Annotated in this window: 23 protein-coding genes and 1 pseudogene; 17 read left to right on the forward strand and 7 right to left on the reverse strand. The window is 44.8% G+C overall.

Annotated features, from left to right (window positions below; translation table 11 throughout):
* The 4 genes and pseudogenes from ACKLNH_RS17675 to ACKLNH_RS17690 form a co-directional block, all read left to right on the forward strand.
* Positions 1-295, forward strand: a pseudogene (locus tag ACKLNH_RS17675) (transposase); the annotation flags it as partial.
* A gap of 185 nt (positions 296-480) precedes the next feature.
* Entirely contained in the window at positions 481-657 is a 177-nt protein-coding gene (locus tag ACKLNH_RS17680) for a hypothetical protein (RefSeq protein ID WP_154218409.1), read from the forward strand.
* A gap of 3 nt (positions 658-660) precedes the next feature.
* Positions 661-1,065, forward strand: a complete 405-nt coding sequence (locus ACKLNH_RS17685; RefSeq protein WP_069510005.1) for a type II toxin-antitoxin system YafO family toxin — start codon at positions 661-663, stop codon at positions 1,063-1,065.
* Between the two features lie 8 nt (positions 1,066-1,073).
* Positions 1,074-1,346 carry a hypothetical protein gene (locus ACKLNH_RS17690; protein ID WP_413113586.1) on the forward strand — a complete coding sequence of 91 codons (273 nt, stop codon included), beginning with the start codon at positions 1,074-1,076 and terminating at the stop codon, positions 1,344-1,346.
* Positions 1,347-1,781: 435 nt separating this feature from the next.
* On the opposite strand, the gene ACKLNH_RS17695 is transcribed toward ACKLNH_RS17690, so the two are convergent.
* The gene (locus ACKLNH_RS17695; protein ID WP_413113587.1) at positions 1,782-2,123 is read right to left on the reverse strand and encodes a DUF5329 family protein; all 342 of its coding nucleotides are present in this window, start codon (positions 2,121-2,123) and stop codon (positions 1,782-1,784) included.
* Between the two features lie 383 nt (positions 2,124-2,506).
* On the opposite strand from ACKLNH_RS17695, the gene ACKLNH_RS17700 reads away from it, so the two are divergent.
* The 7 genes from ACKLNH_RS17700 to ACKLNH_RS17730 all read left to right on the forward strand — a co-directional run bounded on the left by ACKLNH_RS17700 (position 2,507) and on the right by ACKLNH_RS17730 (position 9,018).
* Complete coding sequence (locus tag ACKLNH_RS17700; RefSeq protein WP_413113588.1) at positions 2,507-4,912, forward strand: cellulose binding domain-containing protein; 2,406 nt, start codon at positions 2,507-2,509, stop codon at positions 4,910-4,912.
* Between the two features lie 305 nt (positions 4,913-5,217).
* A complete protein-coding gene (locus ACKLNH_RS17705) occupies positions 5,218-5,607 on the forward strand; it encodes a DUF2170 family protein (protein WP_413113641.1) in 390 nt (129 codons plus the stop codon).
* A gap of 9 nt (positions 5,608-5,616) precedes the next feature.
* Positions 5,617-6,306, forward strand: a complete 690-nt coding sequence (locus ACKLNH_RS17710; RefSeq protein ID WP_413113589.1) for a PspA/IM30 family protein — start codon at positions 5,617-5,619, stop codon at positions 6,304-6,306.
* Positions 6,306-7,331, forward strand: a complete 1,026-nt coding sequence (locus ACKLNH_RS17715) for a potassium channel family protein (protein WP_413113590.1) — start codon at positions 6,306-6,308, stop codon at positions 7,329-7,331. The genes ACKLNH_RS17710 and ACKLNH_RS17715 overlap by 1 nt, the downstream gene beginning before the upstream one ends.
* Positions 7,332-7,337: 6 nt before the next feature.
* Positions 7,338-7,979 carry a YjfK family protein gene (locus ACKLNH_RS17720; protein WP_413113591.1) on the forward strand — a complete coding sequence of 214 codons (642 nt, stop codon included), beginning with the start codon at positions 7,338-7,340 and terminating at the stop codon, positions 7,977-7,979.
* 12 nt (positions 7,980-7,991) lie between these two features.
* A complete protein-coding gene (locus ACKLNH_RS17725) occupies positions 7,992-8,402 on the forward strand; it encodes a DUF350 domain-containing protein (RefSeq protein ID WP_413113592.1) in 411 nt (136 codons plus the stop codon).
* A gap of 10 nt (positions 8,403-8,412) precedes the next feature.
* On the forward strand, positions 8,413-9,018 hold the full coding sequence (locus tag ACKLNH_RS17730; protein WP_413113593.1) for a DUF1190 domain-containing protein: 606 nt from the start codon (positions 8,413-8,415) through the stop codon (positions 9,016-9,018).
* A gap of 68 nt (positions 9,019-9,086) precedes the next feature.
* Here the strand turns inward: ACKLNH_RS17730 and ACKLNH_RS17735 are convergent, their stop codons facing one another.
* The 6 genes from ACKLNH_RS17735 to hutW all read right to left on the reverse strand — a co-directional run bounded on the left by ACKLNH_RS17735 (position 9,087) and on the right by hutW (position 16,401).
* Positions 9,087-9,557, reverse strand: a complete 471-nt coding sequence (locus tag ACKLNH_RS17735) for a MarR family winged helix-turn-helix transcriptional regulator (protein WP_413113594.1) — start codon at positions 9,555-9,557, stop codon at positions 9,087-9,089.
* A 122-nt stretch (positions 9,558-9,679) separates the two neighbouring features.
* Positions 9,680-10,006 (reverse strand): ArsR/SmtB family transcription factor, encoded by a 327-nt coding sequence (locus ACKLNH_RS17740; protein ID WP_413113595.1) that lies wholly within the window; start codon positions 10,004-10,006, stop codon positions 9,680-9,682.
* Positions 10,007-10,145: 139 nt separating this feature from the next.
* Entirely contained in the window at positions 10,146-11,945 is a 1,800-nt protein-coding gene (locus ACKLNH_RS17745; RefSeq protein WP_413113596.1) for an ABC transporter ATP-binding protein, read from the reverse strand.
* A 133-nt stretch (positions 11,946-12,078) separates the two neighbouring features.
* A complete protein-coding gene (locus ACKLNH_RS17750; protein WP_413113597.1) occupies positions 12,079-14,247 on the reverse strand; it encodes a TonB-dependent hemoglobin/transferrin/lactoferrin family receptor in 2,169 nt (722 codons plus the stop codon).
* 221 nt (positions 14,248-14,468) lie between these two features.
* On the reverse strand, positions 14,469-14,984 hold the full coding sequence (gene hutX, locus ACKLNH_RS17755; protein WP_413113598.1) for a heme utilization cystosolic carrier protein HutX: 516 nt from the start codon (positions 14,982-14,984) through the stop codon (positions 14,469-14,471).
* A gap of 67 nt (positions 14,985-15,051) precedes the next feature.
* Positions 15,052-16,401, reverse strand: a complete 1,350-nt coding sequence (hutW, locus tag ACKLNH_RS17760) for a heme anaerobic degradation radical SAM methyltransferase ChuW/HutW (protein ID WP_413113599.1) — start codon at positions 16,399-16,401, stop codon at positions 15,052-15,054.
* A 167-nt stretch (positions 16,402-16,568) separates the two neighbouring features.
* Here hutW and ACKLNH_RS20665 point away from each other — a divergent pair, with 167 nt between their 5' ends.
* The 6 genes from ACKLNH_RS20665 to ACKLNH_RS17795 are packed head-to-tail and all read left to right on the forward strand — an operon-like array spanning position 16,569 to position 21,075.
* Positions 16,569-17,273, forward strand: a complete 705-nt coding sequence (locus ACKLNH_RS20665) for an energy transducer TonB (RefSeq protein ID WP_462476588.1) — start codon at positions 16,569-16,571, stop codon at positions 17,271-17,273.
* 11 nt (positions 17,274-17,284) lie between these two features.
* Positions 17,285-17,977, forward strand: coding sequence for a MotA/TolQ/ExbB proton channel family protein (locus tag ACKLNH_RS17775; protein ID WP_413113600.1), 693 nt, complete (start codon positions 17,285-17,287; stop codon positions 17,975-17,977).
* On the forward strand, positions 17,974-18,393 hold the full coding sequence (locus ACKLNH_RS17780; RefSeq protein ID WP_413113601.1) for an ExbD/TolR family protein: 420 nt from the start codon (positions 17,974-17,976) through the stop codon (positions 18,391-18,393). The genes ACKLNH_RS17775 and ACKLNH_RS17780 overlap by 4 nt, the downstream gene beginning before the upstream one ends.
* A 14-nt stretch (positions 18,394-18,407) precedes the next feature.
* Positions 18,408-19,268: a heme/hemin ABC transporter substrate-binding protein gene (locus tag ACKLNH_RS17785; RefSeq protein ID WP_413113602.1), complete on the forward strand. Its 861-nt coding sequence runs from the start codon at positions 18,408-18,410 to the stop codon at positions 19,266-19,268.
* Positions 19,268-20,311, forward strand: coding sequence for a FecCD family ABC transporter permease (locus tag ACKLNH_RS17790; protein ID WP_413113603.1), 1,044 nt, complete (start codon positions 19,268-19,270; stop codon positions 20,309-20,311). The genes ACKLNH_RS17785 and ACKLNH_RS17790 overlap by 1 nt, the downstream gene beginning before the upstream one ends.
* A complete protein-coding gene (locus ACKLNH_RS17795; protein ID WP_413113604.1) occupies positions 20,308-21,075 on the forward strand; it encodes a heme ABC transporter ATP-binding protein in 768 nt (255 codons plus the stop codon). The genes ACKLNH_RS17790 and ACKLNH_RS17795 overlap by 4 nt, the downstream gene beginning before the upstream one ends.
* Positions 21,076-21,183 lie beyond the last annotated feature (108 nt).

Here is a 21,183-nt window from a genome sequence, read left to right on the forward strand (position 1 = left end):
TGGTGTACTGACGGCTGATCGGCAGTGGCGCCCAACAAGGAAACTGACATATCTATTCCCTGTAAAAGCGCTATCAGTTCGTTTTAAGAAGGAGATGCTTTCTCGCGTTCGTCAAATTATCGATACTCACAACAACTTACTGGATGATGCGCGAGAAAAGTCTTGTGTGGTTTACAGTAAACCGGTATTACACCAAACAGAAGCTGTTGTCGGCTACCTCTCTAGGTATTGCAATAGAATAGGATTAAGTCCTAGCCAGTTGAGCTATGAGAGTGATGGACGAATAAATCTGAGTGTGCCAACAGGCATTTATCCATAGTGCTTCGACAATGGATAAATGCTTAAGCGTTACCGAACTCAGCTACGTATTTCATTGTGTTACACAGTAGTCATTGGTTTTGTCGCATATCGACGATTGACAAATAGGTAAATAAGTTTGGACTGAATATCTTCGATCTCTCGAGAAAAGGAGATCAAGAAATGAAAATAAAAAATCGACCTATTGTATTATTAAAATCAAAATCTCAATGTGTAACTTATTCAGGAGATCCGTTGCATGACAAGGTGCGGATTATTTCTGCTGCGGCCAACTCAAAGAGAAAAATATTGTCACGAGCTGAGATAGCAAAAACTATACTCATTGTGGAAGAGGAATAGTGAATGAGTGATAAAGTTAGAATATTTGCTTATAAGCCGTTTAAAGATTCGCTCTCCCCTGATGTTTATGAGGCTTTAAAAAACAAGTTTCGTGAGTACAAGGAAAAAGGTGTGCAACCACATGATTTTGGGAGAGATACGACGTTTGATTTTCCCGAAAAGCTTCGATTATCCGGGTTGCGACATATACATATAAAAGATAAAACGTCCAAGCGTTGGAACTTGAAGAAGTTTGCATTTGATAAAACTAGCAATACAGCTCTTATCTATTCTAGTAACTATTTTGATGACAATTGCTATTTACTTATTGGTTTGCTAGACAATGCTCATCACGCCTACAAAAATAACCTATTATATTTATTGGAAATGTCTGATATTGCTGATAGCTTTAGCAATAAAAATTTATAGGAACAAATATGAAAACCACTTTAAACTGGAAAAAAGGCACACCACCAACTCCCGGCATTTACTTTGTAGCACTGAAGTTGGGGCAATCTATAGGTAGATATGACTTCATGCTGTGGAGTGGAGAGGTGTGGGAGACAGATCAGCAGGTTGAAATTGTAGCCTATGTAGATGCCGATGATATCAAAACGGCGTTATCCCCAGAGTGGCCAGAGAATCCTGATAGAGAATTGCCTCAAACCAATAAAAAAGATCTCCCTAATGATATTTGGGTAGAAGATTAAAACTAAAGGCTAACAAATAAGGATACGTGTCGCGCAGCCGACACTTCTATCCGGTTGTTGGACAAGCCCGTATAACCTTATTAAGTAAATTGCTCGGAGGGAGTTTGATGGGCCTTGCGGCTATCTCGGTCGGGTGGCGCCGACACAGCGCATAGCATGCTGGCAACATGGCAGTCCCGTTTTGCTTTCTGGGGTGTAGTGGATGAGTAAAACTAGCCACTAGTTCGTAGGTGTTTTGAATAATTTACCTTAGCAGTACTTATCCAAGACCTCGCAATCACCACGGATTCGTAACAAGGTTTTGTCCAAATGAGATAGAAATTGATCAAACGTTATGTGATCAAGCTATATTGGCTTCCGACAAGTGACAGTTTTACCAAAAGGAGTGCCTTAAAATATCAAGCCTGATCACCACTCCAATATTTCAGTTGTTAACTAATTGATGGTTCGGTAACGCTGTAACTCACTCAATAACCAATCACTGCTATAAACAACGGGGCGCCCTTCGCAATGCACTTGATATCTCTGCTTACTTAGCATGCTTTTCGTCGCTGAATATTCAATAAAGTCTTCCGCTGCTTGGATGTCATCAGCATAATAATCGGCTTTCTTTTGAATGTGCTCAAACGCTTTAGGTCCTGTATGCAAGACGCCATTTCGTTCATAGAAACAAGGCGTCATACGGACAAATTCCAACAGGTGCTCGATCTCTGCTTGAGGCGATGACATAACACTAATCGGAAGCAACAACGAAAGAATAAAGCCTATTTTTTTCATAATCTTACCTGTTCATCTATCACGCTTTAAAACAGTGTAAAAAGCTGTTCAACATTATCTTTAAAGTGCTACGCCCTTAGTATACACAAGGTGACGATAACGAACGGCTCCAAAAAGAAAGCCTCTAATGGTCTGTGTAATATTTTTAATCGCGAACACGTCACCATTACCACCACAATTCAACGGCATCGTTTATCTATAATAATATGAACCCTTCCTTTAAAACATTGAAGTGACTCGTAAATTACTTGTAATCAACCCTTGCGTGCTACACAGCAATACAAGGTAAATAACAGTTAGCACATATTTCCCTCTCGATTATTTTCCACCACCTACACTGTTGATGTAAAAATCAACAAGAAACAATAACGTGAGGGAATACAATGAATAAGATCAATAAGCTAATATGGCTATCTGCACTGATAATATCACCAGCAGCACTAGCCGAAAATATCACTATAGAGTATGAAGATACCAGCACCTACTACGGTGGGTTTAGAGGAAAACTAACGTTTACAAACAACAGCAATACGGACATTGATGGTTGGGCACTTTCTTGTGTCACTAACTTCACCATTACTGACGCTTCTGGCGCCATCGTTACTTCAGGTACGCCAACAACATTAACTAATGAATCATGGACAAATATGATTCAGGCAGGAGGCACTCGAGCAATAGAGTTTGGTGGAGAACCTGAAGTCAATCAAGATTCATTCAATGATTGCACCTTTAACCAAGAACCCGTCACCATCGCCATTAATGGAACAGACAACGCAGAAGATCAACATGATGCAAGCCAGCTCTCCGCTAGCTTCAAAATGACCTCATCATATGAAGGCGCCTTTCGAGGAAAAGTTGTTATCAAAAATGATGATGAGGTGAAAACCTCCTACTGGCAACTCGCTTGTGATACTGATTTTACCATCAGTGATGCATCTGGAGCTGAGTACACACAAGAAAATGGCCGTTTTGAATTTAACAACACCGAGTGGGGTGCGGAAATTCAGCCAGGCAGCAGTGCAACCATTAATTTTGGCGCGACTCCTGCTTTAACGGAGCAAGCGTTTGAAAACTGCACACTCAACAGTATTGCCACTGATATTCATATCCTCTCTGGCGCGGCAGAAGGTATAGAGACACAAACCATCACTTTCCCTGAACTAGACGCAACTGAACAAATTATCTATCAACATACGATCCCATTAGGACAAAGCGAACTACTGATCGCTGGTGTAAGTGATCCGATCGTCAAAACCAATAATGATGAGGTCATCACCGTTTCAGCTAACGGCAATAAGGTTCTGCTAAATGGCCTTCGTTCAGGTCGCGCAAGTTTGAAAATATCTGACGGGCAGAGCAAAGAGCGCTACATCGGAATTAGGGTAAGGAACGCTGACGGAAGCCTACCTGGTATGCCAAATTACCTCGCGGTAGGCTCTGTGTCCGAAGACTCAATTGCCGATTTAGACTTCTGGAAAAGCTTCGATGAGGAAGGCAAAAATAAGCGTGTCGATATTCGATACATTTACCTAAATGGCGGCCCTTTCCCTCTCGTTCAAGCAGGTTGGGCAACCACTGAAAACCGGCTTAATACGAAAGGTGGACGCGCAATTAGCTTCATACGTGAAAGCTTGAAATATGGCATGATTCCTTCTTTTGTTTACTACAACATTCCAGATGGGAATGAAAGTTATACTCGGAATATGAGTCATCTCATCAGCCAAGAATATATGCAAGCCTATTTCACCGATCTAAAATACGCCATCGACATCATCAATAAAGAAGCCGGCGATGAAACGGTACAAATGATCCTTGAGCCTGATGCATTGGGTTACATGGCGCAAAATGATGATGACCCCGTAACGACGTTTGTTTATACCCAAGCTGCGTATGAACTCGGCTTTCTGGGCGAAGGCGATCCTGTTTTCGACAATACCCTGACCGATTTCGTTAGCGCCGTTAACTACATTATTGAACGTGACGCACCGAATGTTGAGTTTGGCTGGCAAATGAACCTTTGGGCAATCAAACCAGGAGGCTATACAACACCTGTTGGTGTGCGGGGATTAATGCATATTACGGATGAAGGTCCAGCACATCAGGGCTATTTGGGTTGGGAGCAAGGTCGAATAAATATTTACGAAGAAGCAAAAGCGATTACGGATTACTACCTGCGTTCTGGGGTCAGCAGCTATGGTGCTGATTTTATCTCCATTGATAAATATGGACTCGATGCGACAGGCTATGGTGGAGACAGCGCCATCAATATTGCAGAAGAGCCTGAGAAGTCGACTTGGTTCTGGAATGCCGATCATTGGAATAACTATTTGCTCTTTGTTAAAGCGATGAAAGACATTAGCGATCTACCCGTTGTGTTATGGCAAATTCCCGTTGGCCATATCAACTCCAGTACCGCAATCAGTCCATATAGTGCCGATGGGTCGTTCCCCAACCTAACTAATACACCGATGAAATATGAAGACTCCGCTGCCACTTATTTCTTGGGTGACCAATTTACACCCGGTAGTGCTGCAAGGATGGCTCATTTTAGCCAGAACAAAAGTCTAGATGCCAAAGTGTACACTCAAGGTAACGACATTATTTGGGCGGACCACATGCAAGAAGCGGCAGATGCCGGTGCACATACTGTACTCTTTGGTGCGGGCGTCGGGGTTAGTACTGATGGGGTAGGTCTATCTGAAACCCATCCGACAGATGGGTTCTACTGGATTCATAAGGTGCAACGCTACTATGAGAACACGCCTATTGCATTAACAGTCGAACAATAGTCGCATGAACAACAGAGATAGATAATCATTGAAAGCAGCCTATATTGGCTGCTTTTCATAAGCCAAGTATCGAATGCAACAATGCAAACTAGTTAAAAACATCAATCGCGTTAGATTGGGCACAATTAACACCGAAACGACATAGACAAACTTTTGCATAATGCTGTTTGACTTCAGATATAAGCCATTTTCTTTTCTGCCCTCGCAAAAAAAGCGCAACAACCATTGCCAAGTGCAACAACGATTCAATACAATCAGATAACAATAAGGACTTATTACTTTGTAATCTATTAATAGGAAGACAAATAATGTGGCATTTAGAGCAACTACAAACACTGCTTTCAGAGCATGCCGGTTGGGAAGTCACGCTTCAAAGTGGTACCCTGCTGATCACCAACGAAGACAACATCGAAGCTTACCTCGCTGTCGCTGGAGAACAAATTTTAGTTGAGGTGCTGCTTTTCCCATCAACGTCTGTTAATGATGCCAACTTGCTAAATGAAGAGATCTTACGCACCCATAAGATGTTTCCTCTCTCAACAATTGGCATTAATACCATTCAAAACCAAAGCTACTACGTCGCATTTGGCTCACTCTCTTCACAATCCAAAGCAGAAAGTATCGTCATCGAAGTGGCAACGCTATTCAAAAATGTTGAAGCATTTATTGAACTGTACCAAGAGCACTTAAAATAAGGAAAGATCATGAGCGTGTGGAAAAAACTGGTGACCGCGATTAAAGGCGGTGCCAACGAGGCGGCAGAAGCCGTTGCTGATAGCCAAGCATTACGTATTCTTGATCAGGAAATTAGAGAAGCAAAAGAAGAGCTACGTCGTTCTGATCAGGCATTGGTTTCAATTATTGCTAAGCGCAAAGTGGCCCAACAGAAGATTGCTGCCATCACCAGCAGTGTCGATGAGTACGAAGCGCATGCGCGCGCGGCTATGGAGAAGTCCCAGCAAGATTTAGCCCTTGAATGTGCGAAGAAAGTGGCCGAGTTGCGAAACGAGCTAGACAGTGAACAAGTCTATCTAGATCAATTTACAGCCTCTGAAAGCACCATGCTGAGCAATATCACTCAAGCCAAAGAGAAACTACGCCAACTTGAGCAACAGGTCGATGTTGTGAAAGCGAACGAAGCCGTTCAAAAAGCACAAACTGCCGTATCTGCGACCAATGTCGGTGCCAACGCAAAAATGCACACCGCCGTCGAATCACTCGAGCGGATCAAACAACGTCAAACCCAACGTCAAGCCGAACTTGAAGCCGCAGCAGAGTTAGCAGAAGAGCAATCAGGCAGCAGTTTAGATAAGAAACTGGCTGACGCTGGGATTACGCCAGGAGGAAAAAGCTCTGCCGAGGATGAACTAGCACGAATTCTTGGTAATAAGTAATGCCGATATGGTTAGCTTTGCGCCAATGGGCTTTTAAACACTTTAATCGCTTAACTGGTCGAAATTTACTCATTCTATTTGGCAGCTACGTCATCTTGTCGTGGCTTGCCTTATGGCTCGCGAATGAACACGACCTTACTGCGTCTTTTACCGACTTTCTCTATTATTTAGTCGTCACAGCATCAACCGTTGGCTATGGCGACATGTCACCTAGCACCGCACTGGGCAAATGGTGCTCATTGCTCTTTATTATTCCAGCCGGGCTGGGATTATTTGCGATTATTGTCGGTCATATTGCGTCCATGATGGTGGATTATTGGCGCAGAGGAATAACCGGAAAACGAGGAATTAACGTGACCGATCATATCGTTATTTTAGGTTGGAACGGACAGCGTACTTTACAGCTCATTCGAATGCTGCAGCACGATGTAAAAAGCAAACAAACCATCGTACTGTGCGTAAGACCAGAGATGGAAAATCCGTTGCCAGGAGAAATTGACTTTATTCGTACAGAGACCTTTACCGACCAACAATCGATGCAACGCGCTTGCCTTAATAAGGCCAGCACCATTCTGATTGATAACCCAGAAGATGACATCACGCTTAGCTCAGCGCTCTACTGCGCAGGCATGAATCCCAACGCGCATATTTTGGCATACTTTAATGATGAAACACTCAGTGAGCTGTTGAAGCAGCATTGCCCTAATGTCGAATGTATTCCGTCAGTATCGGTTGAGATGATGGCCAAGGCAGCGGTCGACCCCGGTTCAAGTCGATTGCATCATGAACTCTTAGCAACCAATAAAGGCATGACACAATATGCTGTTACCTACCCTTCAGGCACAACAGCAACCAATGTTAGTGTTCTATTTGAGCGATTCAAGCACACGTTCAATGCCACCCTTATCGGGTTGGCTGACACCGAGGGTCGCATTACCTTAAACCCCTCCCTTGATACCGAAGTTTATTCAGGAATGACGCTATTTTATATTGCTGATGAGCGTGTCTCAGACTTTCACTGGTAAAATATTATGTTTGATTGGTTCAAAAAGAAAAGCGCTTCAGACAACGCGGCGTCAGTTTCACCACCGCCTGAGGTGCTAGGGCTATACCTTGGCGGAGCCTTTGAGCTAGACCCACTAAAACTAAAGCTTATAGAACCAGAGCTGATCATTGAAGGAGCAAGCCAAACGCAATTGATTCAGGCGGTTGGTGTTGTTCAACTTGATGAAAATACTCGACTGGTACGCTACTACACTGATGATGATGGGTTTATCCAGATCTTACAGCATGGTACCGAGGATGCGGATATTAGTGAGGTCAAACTGTTCTATTTCTATGAAACAAAATCAGTTGATACCTCTTCGCAATGGCAACAGTGGTTAGACAACGACATTGTTAACGATAGCTGGCAGCTGGAAGGGCATCACTTTGACAAAGTCTGGGACAATATAAAGCCCGTTGCTATGACTGAAAAAACATGGTCTGCCTCAAACAATATAACTGAAACAGATCAATTCGCCATGCTGTACGAGCGTGAAGTTAATAGTAACCTGTTTGAAAGTCTCATTGTTGCTGGGGAAGAAAAAATACAACAGGGACAAGCAGAGCGTTGCGTCGTGATCAGCACCGGATTTGCTCTCTCCCCTACCGATTTTAAACTTATTGCTTAAGGATTCTCTGTTATGTTGACACAATACCTCTCTGGGCTTCCCGCTTTCCTGATGTATTTTGGTTTATCTCTGCTGTTCTTACTTGTTTTCAAGTTTATTTATACCCGTGTAACCCCACACGATGAATGGCACTTAGTAAAAGAAGAGAAAAACAGTGCTGCCGCGATTGCATTAGCTGGGGCATTTTTAGGCTACGCACTTGCTATTGGCGGTGCTGCTAGCAACGCTGTCAACCTGATTGACTTTGCGTTATGGGGCGTGATCGCGCTGGTGGCGCAAATTGTCGCTTTTGCCATCATTCGCTTTGGTTTTATGCCCAAGCTGGTTGAACGGATTAAAAACAACGAACTCCCTGCTGCGATCATCATGGCGAGCATGTCCCTTGCGGTGGGTATTTTGAATGCCGCATGCATGACGTACTGATGGAGGTGATATGAAGCGAAGTAAAACGATCAATGCTGATCACCTACGCAAAGAGTGGCGCTGGTTTACCCTTGCGCCTATTGCCGCAGCAGTTCTTACAGGCTGTGGAGATAAAGAGGTTGATGGGACCATTTATCAATCTGTTGCTGATTGTGTGGATGACAATCCAGCTCAATCCGAATCCTGCCAATCTGCCTATGAGCTAGCATTAGTTGATGCGGAACGAACTGCACCTAAATACAACTCATTAGCTGATTGTCAGGCAGAATTTGGCTCAAACAGCTGCATGCATAACCCTCAGAATAACTGGTTTATGCCTGCAATGACGGGGTTTATGTTCGCTCGCATGCTAAATGGTTCACAATATTATTCGCAACCCATGTATTACTCTACCTATCCAGGTAGCATCTACTACGATCGCTGGACCACTGCTGATGGCTATCGTTATGATCGCGTTAGTCAGCGAACCAAAGTGAAAATCCCAAGCGAAGATATGAAAACCAAGCCGACAGTATCGCGCACAATAAAACGGGGTGGGTTTGGCTCTACAGCAAAAGCGAAGTCAAGTTGGAGCAGCAGTAAAAGCAGCTCTCGTTCCTCTGGTTGGGGGGGATAACTCGAAGGGATTGCGTCACTCATTTCGAAGATATGACAGATACCACGCATCTGTCATATCCATTCACATCACTCAGTCACACTACCTGTACACATCACTGGTGCAACATCTAAATGCTCAGCATTCATCATTGAAGATATGCGCTGAACCGATGACAGCAACAACGATTGCTCCCACTCTTCTAGCTTATGAAACTGATGAATAAAGTTCTCTTGTAGAGGTTGCGGTGCTTTACTGAGGGTTTCTTCACCGGAAAGAGTAAGATAGGCATGCACTTTACGTTTGTCCAGTACGCTACGGCGGCGTTCAACTAACCCTCTTTTCTCAAGGCGGTCAAGAATCGTCGTCGCAGTCGCTTGGCTCATATTGGTATTATTCGACAATTGACGGATGGTAACCTCTCCCGCCTGGCGAATTTCACGCATTAAAAGCAGCTGAGGTGCAGTTAACCCCGCTTCCTTATTTAGTTTCTTTGAGTGCAGATCGATAGCTCGAATGATCTGACGTAGTGCTATTAACACTTCTTCATGTTTATCCATTTTTACTTCCCAGATTGAACAGGAAGAATTTACCTCAATTCTCTCATTGAGAGTAGTAAAATATATAATATTTAAACCGATATTGAGCCCTATCACTAAGGCTATCGAACCCAAACATTTTCCTAACGCTGCTCAAGAACATGATTAGCTAAATCTAACACGACATGGCGAATATGATGGTCATCAAGTTCGTACAACATTTGTTTACCCTTTCGCGTCGATTTTAATACCCGAGCTTCACGCAAACTGCGTAAATGATGGCTGGTTAAGGGCTGCGACATGCCGATCTGTTCCGCCAAACAACACACGGGCTGCGGCTCATCGAGGCAGGCAATGACCAACTGCAACCGCTTCGGATCCCCCAGCAAGTTAAATATTTGCACTAAGCGAGCCATCGCTTCATCTGAAAGCTGGGGTAAATGACGACCACAACTTGATTCTTTATTCATAAGTTAAACACTGATTCTGTATCCTTTTCTAACACTACCATGTGTATGCTCGAATTTCACGTATGGCAAGCTTTAGCCCACACGCATAGTGGGGCTAAATAATAATGACCAGATCATTCAGATTGAAACAGATTAGGAATTAACTCGCTTGCAGGTTGCCGTATAAGGTTTTATACAAGCCAGTACGATTAACCAAATCAGCATGATTTCCTGATTGTGAAACCTTGCCATCTTCCAGTACATAAATAAGATCAGCCTGTTTCACCGCAGAAAGGCGGTGAGCAACTATCAAGGTGGTCCGGTTCGCCAAAAACTTCTGCAATGCCTCGTGTAACGCCGCTTCTGTTTTCGTATCTAGCGCCGAAGTTGCCTCGTCCAATATGACCAGATCAGGATCAGTTAACACCATACGCGCAATGGCTAAACGCTGACGTTGACCACCCGATAAGCGCACCCCTTGACGCCCAAGTGCAGAATCTAAACCAGCGGGCAGCTTTTCAGTCACGTCAGTCAGTTGTGCCACCTCTAACGCTTGCCACAACTGGTCATCGGTATACTTGGTGTCACCCAGCGTGAGGTTTTGACGCAGAGTATCATTAAAGATCATCGGTTGTTGCAGCACCACCGCCATCTTTTCTCGCAATGCTTCGTAGCTCACCGCTTCAATTGGCTCACCATTAACGCAAATATTACCACTGTCTTTTTGGTAAATACCCATCAACAACTGGATCAAGGTCGATTTACCACCGCCAGATGCCCCCACCAACGCAACCCGTTTTCCCGCAGGAATGTGCAAACTCAACCCATCTAAGACTTGGCGCTCTTCATCATAGCTAAAGCTAACATCACGAAACTCTATGTCAATTGAGCGACAGGATTTGAAGGGGTCAACGGTGGCTATTGGACGATTTTCTTCCTCAAGATTGAGTAACGCATTCAAGCGCTTGATAGCCGCCGAGGCACCAAACCAAGCATATTGAATCCCAAGCAGTTCTTGTACTGGGGATAGCAGGTACCAAAGATAACCAAACACGGCAAAAATTTGCCCAATCGTTAGGTCAGCAAACAGTACCATTATCATCGCCGCCGCGCGGAAGACTTCAAAACCAAGCATAAACATTAAAAATGAAACTCGGTTAGCAGCTTCTGACTGCCATGCAAAGCGGTCGGCGTCTTCACGAATCCCTTCTGCATCCGATTTTAATCGTGCTAGATAATCTTTTTCTCGGTTTGCCGCTCGCAATTGATAGAGCCCTTCAAGGGTTTCAACCAAGCGCTGCTGAAACCGCTCAAATGATTGATTTTCTTTGCGCTTAAGTGTTTTTACTCGTTGTCCCATAATACGTGATAGATAAACAATCACCGGATTAAGCAGCAGAATGAACAACCCTAAACGCCAATCTAACCACAATAGAACGGCACCAATGCCAATAATACTCAACACACCAACGACTACTCGACTGAGCGTGTCACCAATAAACTTATCGATAGTTTCTACATCAGTCACCAAATGTGAGGTGATCCCACCACTGCCTTTCTCCTCATACTGTCGCATGCTAACACGCCCCAGTTTATCGAGAACGTGGTGACGGATCAGACAAGTGAGCGACTTCGCCACCAGTGTAAATTGCCGACTCTGCAGAATATTCAAGCCTTGGCTCAATGTACGCATAGTAATAATGAGCACCAAAGAAAAAACAATATACGCTGCAGGTTGATGCCAAGCTTGTGGCAACAACACATTCATCGCGTTCACGCCCCAAGCGGGCTTATCTAACAAAACCTCATCAACCATAATGGGCAATAGCATTGGGATTGGCACACTGATAAAGGTGGCCAACACCGCCACGACATTCGCGATAATCAGGCGTTTCTTATGCTTCATTGCCTGTTGATAGATCCAGCGTGTGGACAAAGACGTTAATCGTACGTCACTCACAAAATTTTCCTCATAAATGCTATTTGCCGCTCCGTCGCTGCACAAAAACAGCAAGCTGAACAAAGCACGCCGCCCTCCCACTGTGGGTGGGCTGTACGGTTAGAATACTTCGCCAACATCAAACGACTTATCATTAGAACTCGTATTCGAAATCAATACCCCAGTTTCGGCCAGGCTGAGTTCGACGATCAATCCCTTGGCTCGATGCTGTTTGATTAACTAAGTCGCTATAATGCCAGTACTTCTTATCGAAAACATTGAACACACCAGCACGCAACGTCATATTCTCCGTTGGCATGTAGTACGTGGTAATATCCGTTATCGCGTAACCCGCCGCCTTGAGGTTCTCACTGTCTGACCAATCACTGCCTTCTTTTGCAGCAACAGCCTCAACAGAGATTCGCCCGCCAAAATGGCCATGCGGTTCGTCATAGCCCACTGCCATATAAGCCGTTAGTGGTGCCACTGAATCAATGGCATCTCCCGTTTCACGATCTTCACCTCGCGCCCAAGCAAGAGACATATCGACAAAACTGCCTTGCGGTGCCGGCACCAGTGCAGCCAAATCGGTTTGTGAGCTCACCTCTGCACCGTAAATTTTGGCTTTAGCAATATTGACCTTTTTCCATTGCTCTTTAACATCTGGATCGTCGCCTTGATAATCACAGTTATCTAAGCATCTATCCTCAATAAAGTTTTTGTAATCATTATAAAATGCCGACATCTCAACACGGCCAAATCGATGGGCAAATCGCGTACCAATTTCGTAAGCAATGCTCTCTTCAGCTTTCAAATCAGGGTTAGGCAGAATATCGACCCCCATTGAATACTGGTAATAGAGGTCTTGCAGCGTTGGCGCCTTAAAGCCCTGACTTATTTGAGCAAACGTACTGAAACTGTCTGTCCAGTGGTACACCGCGCCCGTTCTGAAAGTAAACTTATCATTGCTGGCCTTCTCGTAGCCCGAACCACTATTTGGCGTCGATTCAAAACTGTCGTAGCGTGCACCAAAAGTAACAACTAACTGATCATCCAGATAGAAGCCCTGATCCTGCATATACACACCCCAAATATTCGACTTCGCATTTGGAACCTCTGGCGCCGCATCAACCACACTACCATCACTGTAATAGTAGTTGGTATAATCGAGATCAAACTGGTTAGTTAGGTAACTAAGACCATAACTCAACTCATGGTAGCTCGATCCCCACTCAAGCCCTTTATTTGCGTTAACATCTAACTGCGTAGATTCATCGGTACCATTACGTTCACGCTCACGGTAGCCCGGCTTAGAAATCATCGGGTGATCAGTGGTATGATCAAACGTTGAATGATTAGATTCACTACGTTGCCAAGCTAACAACCAATCAAGGTCATCAAATAAGAGCTGATCAGCCTGCCATTGGTGCTCTAAGCTAAATCTAATGCGTTGGTCTTCATCATTGGCACTGTTCTGAGAATAAACCAGACCTGGCATTATCTCATAACCGTTATTATGCAAAAGATCGCCATCAGCCTGACGGTTAAACACCTCTGCAGTGAAACCAAAACGGTGGGATTCACTTGCCTGATAAAAGAGTTTACCTAAAAAGTTATCCTGAGTGATATCAAATGGATCTGCCTGACCACGATCGCGCCCTTCAATATCCGCGCCGCTACTGTGCGTCTGTGTCTCATGGCCCGTTCGCTTTGTATACATCACCAACGACTCCCAGTCGCCGCTTCTATTGGCCAAGGTTACCGTGGATTTAAAACTCTCATTGACGCTGGCGTATCCACCTTTAATGGATGCATAGCTGTCGTCACCCGACGCAGTAAGAAAGTCTTCAGGCCGCTTGGTACGCATAATCACCGCACCAGCTAGTGCATCTGAACCATACAAACTTGAAACTGGCCCTTTATTGATCTCAATACTCGTTAATGTATCTGTTTCAACGGTATTTTGATTTTTACGCATCACATCTGCACCTGGGTTATACAGGCTAGATTGCTGTACCCCATCGACAATAGTTTTTACATAATTGTCTTCACGCCCGCGAATATTAAAACCTGACAAACCGAAGCGCCCTTGCCCTTCCATGCTAACACCTGGCTTGGATTTCAGTATTTGTTGTAAGTTTTGGGACAGGGTATTTTCAATATCCTGATCACTCACTGTCGCGACACTGGATGCGACATCACGAATTTCTTGTTCGGTACGTGTTGCAGAAACAACCACTTCATCAAAAGTAAATGTTTCGTTGGCAAAGGCATGAGAAGAGCATGCCATACTCACTAATAACGCAATTCTTGAAATTTTCATTTGAGTCCCACAAAATAGGCGTGCTAATTTAAATCATTCTTTATTTAGGCGAAGTAATTCACGCACCTAAATATTCTGCAGGTGCGTATAGCAAACAAATAGTTTAATTCTTCAATCACTTTTATTTTCTGACGTGCTCTTCCCTGATATGAATAATATCGCGCAGAGAAAGACCACTTACTTCAAAATAAAGGCCACCCTCAGTGACCGCATCCGGGTCATTACACGTATACCTGTTTCATCGCATTATAACGTTCAACCTGCTCTGGCAGCAGGTTACGTGCTTTATCACGACCAAGATAAACACGGAATACACACCCACCCTCTTTATTAAAGAACGCGATATGGTGAGTATCCATCCCATGAAATACCTTGCTGACAAAGGCGATATTGGTGATCAAATCGATACGCAAATGGCCATTTAATCCTTCACGGCTCAACAAATTATAATAACCGTGCATGCTCTTGCCTTTAGGGAAAGGCGCTTTAACTTCAAAAATAGAGCCGAAGTTATTAATAATGGTAGTAACACGCCCCCAGTCAGGTAGTGCCGTTAAAATCGTTTCAGCGTGCTTGCCATCTGTTGCAACTACCATCTCTTCTGGTAGTGCCATACAAGCTTCTGCTTCAGTCAAGTTAGCTTTAGTTGCAAGATCCGTTACTGACATGCCCGCATTTTCTTCTAATAACGCAGCAATTAATTGTTTCGCATCTTCAAATGTACATGTCTCGTACATGATATTCTCCTTGATGTCGGTACATTACGCACCGCAAATATAATAAATATAAAATGAACGAATAACGTTAAGCTGCAGATTGTGCCGCTTTCAACGTCGCAATCGTACGGATCGTATTTTGTGCCAACGTCACTGTCCAAAATTCACCAGCGAGCGTTAAGGTCAGGTATTTAGACGATATGTTCACTAAGCCATTTTTTTGCCATGCACTAAATAACGGCATTAATTGCTCAAAAAGGTGAGAACCGGCAAGACGATTTAGGTGCTGCTGAGAAAGTACACCGCGGTCAAAGGCCGCCTTAACACAAGCGGTTATCTCGCCACCACCCGCGCTACGCATCATCATTGGCACTGGATATTGCTGTGCATTAACCGCTGCAATGTAATCATCCATATCGCGGGTTTGCATCATTTGCAGGCCACCAACATTGCCACCCGCACCAGCACCAACAGGCAGTATCTCGGCGGTTGTTTTCGCGAGGCTATTGTAAATACTGCGTTCACGATTATCTTTGGCCCAATGGTTACAACTTAAGCGGCGCTGATGATGCCCTGCCATAAACTGCACACCACGCTCAAACATTGTTGCTTTTGTTGGAGTATCGGCTGGCATTGGTAACTTACCTTGCTCAACCATCCGATGCATCGGTAAACCCTGCATATCAATAAGCTGATAAAGATCAACACCATGAGCACCTGACTCTAAGTAACCATCCAAGTCGGTTTGCCAAGTATCTAACGTTTGATGTGGTAGGCCGAAAAGTAGATCAATCACAATCGGCGCGGCATTATATGCCACTAGATCCTGAATGCGACGAACGACAACATCACCATCATCAAGGCGTTTCGCAGCACGGCGTACTTTAGTATCAAAGCTTTGTACACCAAACGAGAAACGGTTGAAGCCACCTTCAAGAGCATGCTCAAACTTCTCATCGTCAAATTTGTTTACTCGCCCCTCTAAGGTCAGTTCACAATCTGGCGTTAATGGAAATAGATCTCGGATCATGGTTCCCAGAGTACGCAGCTGAGCAGCGCTGAGATCTGTCGGCGTTCCCCCGCCGATATACACCGCTTGGAAAGGCGCAGACTGTGTCCATGGCTGTGCTGCTTTACGCGTTAACTCGACTGTCAAGGCGTTAAAATAGGCATCAATTAAAGACTTACTAGACGCATATTGGAAAAAGTTACAGTAAGTGCAACGCACTCGACAAAAAGGAATATGTACGTACAAGCAACGTGGGCCTGCATTCTCAGGCACGGTTTGTAACGCACTGGACAACGCTTGCTGTACCTGCGGTGGGGGAACCGGTTTACTTTGGCCTCCTGGATGAGCCATACCTTTTTTAGCAAAGGCGAAACGAAGTGGATCTGGGCTTGACTGCCCAACCAAACTAACATCATTCAAATCGATCATAGAAACCACATTAAACAAGTAAACACCAGTGCATTAACAAAATATTTACACACCTTTTCAACAACTTGCCTAATCATACAAAAGCAAAGATAAAATGCAAATGATAATTGCTATCATTCGCATTTTATGAATAATAGACACCAGTTCACATAATTATCAGATTCGATATGAATTTACGCCGTTACATTCTCTTTGGAGCTGCCTCTGTTCTAATTCACAGTACGGCATTCCCTAAACCGTCCCCCACGATAGAGTTGGGGGTTCGCTCAGACGAAGAAGGACACGTAGTCAGTTTGTCGTTTGTCTCAGTACAAACTCCGCCGCCTGCACCTGAACCAGTTATCGAGCCTGAACCGATTGTCGAACCTGAACCGATTATCGAACCTGAACCGATTATCGAACCTGAACCGATTATCGAACCTAAGCCGATTATCGAGCCTGAGCCGATTGTTGAACCCGAACCGATTATTGAGCCTGAGCCGATTGTTGAACCCGAACCGATTATTGAGCCTGAGCCAATAGTCGAAGTCGAGCAAAGTGATGCGTCAGAAAGTACGCCTGAAGAGATCAATCATACTCAATCGGCACAACCTCAACTTATTGAAAATCCAACTTTTGAGGCAAAACCAGGGCCCATAAATTACCCTCGTTTTGCTCGACGTCGTGGTTTGGAAGGAACCGTCTGGATAGAAATTGAGATGAACGCAGATGGCTCTCAACATGCCCTGACCATCGTTGAATCATCAGGTCATGACGTATTGGATGAAGCAGCATTAAACGACGTTGCTAAATGGCGACTGTCACCTTTTTATGAGAACGGCACTGCCATCGCGTATCGCGTTAAGGTTCCTGTTCGTTTTAAGCTTAACTAAGAGAAATCACCATGAGTATTTTTACGTCCATTCAACACCAATTAGGCGTAATGAGTTGGCCATTAACAGCACTGTCTGTAGTAACACTAATGATAGTTCTAGAACGCTTAGTTTATATTCTGCTAAATAGCCGCTTTCATAGCCGTAACGTGCTAGGTAAACTCTACGAGCTGGATGTTAGTGATCAAGACCAACTGACTGCTTTTGCTGAATATCACTCCCAGCATCGTTCACCGATCTCGCGCGGCATCGTGATGTTATTCACCCATCGTCACTTCCCGAAAAATCTCCGTGAAGAAGCAGTATCAATTTGGCTACACACCCAACGCCAGCGTTTCGTTTCTGGGCTTCGTATTCTTAATATTATCGGGGTGATCAGTCCACTTCTCGGCCTATTAGGCACCGTGTTAGGTTTGATTGGTATGTTTGAAGGTATCGCCCAAACCACCGGTTCTGTTGCACCATCGGATCTGGCTGATGGCCTTGGTTTGGCAATGGCGACAACAGCTGCAGGTCTTATTATTGCACTTCCCGCGATTACCTGCTCACAACTGTTCTCCGTTTGGGCCGACAAAGTGATAGCGAAAATTGAGTACACCCTCAATCACTGTAACCTTTATCTTGAAGGCCTATCTATCGACCAACCGCATTGTCCTTCACCTTGTGCTGAGCATTGTGAAAAAGTAGCGAAGTGCTGCGCATGATTACATCGACCACTTCGCAAACCAATGCCGACTTTAAACCCGATTTAACCCCCTTGTTGGACATCATTTTCATCGTAATGGTTTTCTTGCTACTGACTGCCAGTATCAATATCCAAACGCTAGAAATCGACATACCGACAACCAATGAAGAGCGGGTTCTTTCCGATGTTGAGAGCGATGTAATTGCCATTAATATTCACCCTAATGCGCCTCACTGGGCAATAAACGGCGACCAATTCGAACAGTGGGACACGTTTACCAATACATTGCTCGCCAAAATAGAAGCAGAGCCGGAAACACCGGTGATCTTAGGCGCCGATGGAACAGCGCATGTACAACTGATGATGCAAATGTTGACATTTATGCAGAAAAACAACCTATCTCAAACCCAAATTATTATGGAAGAGGCAAACTAATGAGCACGCCTTTAATGAACAAGCTTAAATATTCCGCTGTTGGCCTGATTGCAATGACACTGTCATCTGCCGTTATCGCTGACCAAGATGTACGCATTATCAGTGCAGGCTCAACTAGCACTGAGATTATTTATGCACTTGGTATTGAGGAGCGACTCGTTGGTGTTGATCTCTCGAGTCGCCATTACATTGACGAAGATAGCGATATCCCAATTCTCGGCTATCAGGGTCAATTGTCACCTGAAGGGTTACTCTCACTTGCGCCAGACATGATTATTGGCTCTGACGAAATGGGGCCAGAGTCGACAATCAATGCACTTCGCAATGCCGGCGTTGCGATAGAGACCGTTTCAACGGGAAATCACGCCGCAGATCTTGTTCAGCGTATTGATGAAATTGCCACAATTACCGGTCTATCATCAAAAACAGAAACCTTAAAAAAAGCGGTTAATCAACGCTTTGAAGCGCTAGAACAGCATAAGCCAGAGACAGCGCCTCGCGTGTTATTTGTCATGATGTCGGAAAATCGTCCCATGACCGTCGCTGGCGATCAAACACCGGTCAATACCGTGATCAAACTCGCTGGTGGCATCAATCCAGTAGAGGCGAGTTTCAATTCGTATAAGCCCATGTCAATTGAAGCTATCTTAGAAATTCAACCTGAATACATTATGCTTGCAGAACGAACATGGGAAGCGATGGGTGGCATTGATGGAATCCTCGAAAAGAACCCGCTTCTCGCTGCAACCCCTGCAGGAATTAATCAAAATTTCATCCCAGTGCGTAGTGCAGCCATCATCAGTGGATTTGGCCTGCAAAGTCTCGAGCTAACTGAGACGCTCCAAGCACATCTCAGCAGCGAGCCTAATCTGTAATGCGTACTCAATCTAACCGTTTGCCGTTTGGCACCTTATTGCTGTGGAGTGCCATTTCACTTTATGTGGCCGTGGTAAGTTCCATTTCATTAGGCCCAATGGATATTAGTTTTTGGGACAGTATGCGCGCGTTGCTACCCTTAGATTCTGATTTGCCAAACCACATTCTAATGGTAATCCAACAAGTACGTCTTCCCCGCACTTTGCTCTGCATTGCCATTGGTGGACTGTTGGCAATGTGTGGCACTGTCATGCAAGGACTGTTTCGCAACCCGTTAGCCGATCCTGGGATTATCGGCGTCTCTGCAGGCGCTTCGCTAGGTGCGGCTATCGCTATCGTTCTTTTCGGTGCGCTTGCTGCAAACTACCCAATTTTACTGTTGCTCGGTACGGTACCAATTTTCGCTTTTATTGGTGGCGCACTCACGACGATTTTGGTTTATAAGCTCGGCACCAGTGCCAACGGTACATCTGTTGCAATGATGCTACTCGCCGGCGTGGCGATTGGTGCTCTTGCCGGCGCCGGGTTGGGCTTAATGAACTACTTTGCCGACGATCAAGCACTTCGCGATCTCTCTTTATGGAGTATGGGTTCACTATCAGGGGCTAACTGGAGTGGGATCACCTTGGCATTCTGCGCGCTTGCCATACTGTTCACCCTATTTTATCGAGATGCAGATAAACTTAACGCCTTGCTACTGGGTGAAGCAGAAGCTAACCATATGGGTATCGATGTTCAGAATTTAAAGCGTCGCCTTATTCTACTCACCGCCGCTGGCGTTGGCGTGACCGTGTCACTGGCAGGAATGATTGGTTTCATTGGCCTAATCGTGCCACACATCGGGCGAATGATTGCGGGTCCAAACCATCGTCGTCTAATTCCACTTTCGGCTATCCTTGGCGCCCTTCTGCTACTGGTCGCCGATATGATTGCAAGAACGGTTGTTGCTCCACTTGATATGCCAGTCGGTATTGTTACTGCGCTAATCGGTGCCCCGTTCTTTATTTGGCTATTGATTCAACAACGAGGAAAGCTGGCATGAGTGCGATCTGTTTCAACAACCTAAACCTAACGCTAGGCACGAAAACCATTCTCGAAAATGTTTCCTCCAATATCAAAGCTGGCGAATTTACGATTCTTTTAGGCCCGAATGGAACAGGTAAAAGCAGCCTTCTTAAGCTGATCAGTCGCGAATGGAAAACAAAAGGTGAGGTTGCCTATTTTGAAAAGTCACTCAAAGACTGGAAGCCGTCACAGTTAGCCAAACATCTTGGGATACTGCCTCAGCACAGTAATCTCACCTTTGCTTTTAGTGCACGAGAGGTGGTAGAACTCGGCGGTTTAAACCTCGTCGCATCACAACAAGATATTGAAGCGATTGCTGCCAAGAACATGGCGATCACCGATGTGAGTCACCTCGCCGAGCGTATCTTCCCATCTCTGTCTGGGGGAGAAAAGCAACGCATTCACCTTGCGCGCGTGCTAACTCAAATCGAACAAAGTGGCGAGCAACGTGCACTATTACTGGATGAACCAACATCGGCATTAGACTTAGGGCATCAACACAAAACATTAAGCCTAGCGAGAAAAATGGCTAAACAAGGAGCGGCAGTGGTGGCTGTCATTCACGATCTCAATCTTGCTGCCCAGTATGGTGATAGGCTAGTTTTACTTAACGGCGGACACGTTGTCGCCGACGGTAAGCCTGATGAGGTGCTAACGCCTGAGATTGTAAATGCAGTCTATCAGTGGCAAGTGAATGTAATCCCTCACCCCACAGCGGGCTACCCTGTCATTATCAGCTAGCCGATTACGCCAAGGTATGCCTAGTAAATAAATCTAATTAAACAGTATTAACGCCTGCTGATGAGTCAAATTGAATACCGGTACATCATTGGCAGAGCAATACCTTCA

The sequence above is a fragment of the Thaumasiovibrio clandestinus genome, assembly GCF_047250365.1.
Taxonomy (GTDB): domain Bacteria; phylum Pseudomonadota; class Gammaproteobacteria; order Enterobacterales; family Vibrionaceae; genus Thaumasiovibrio.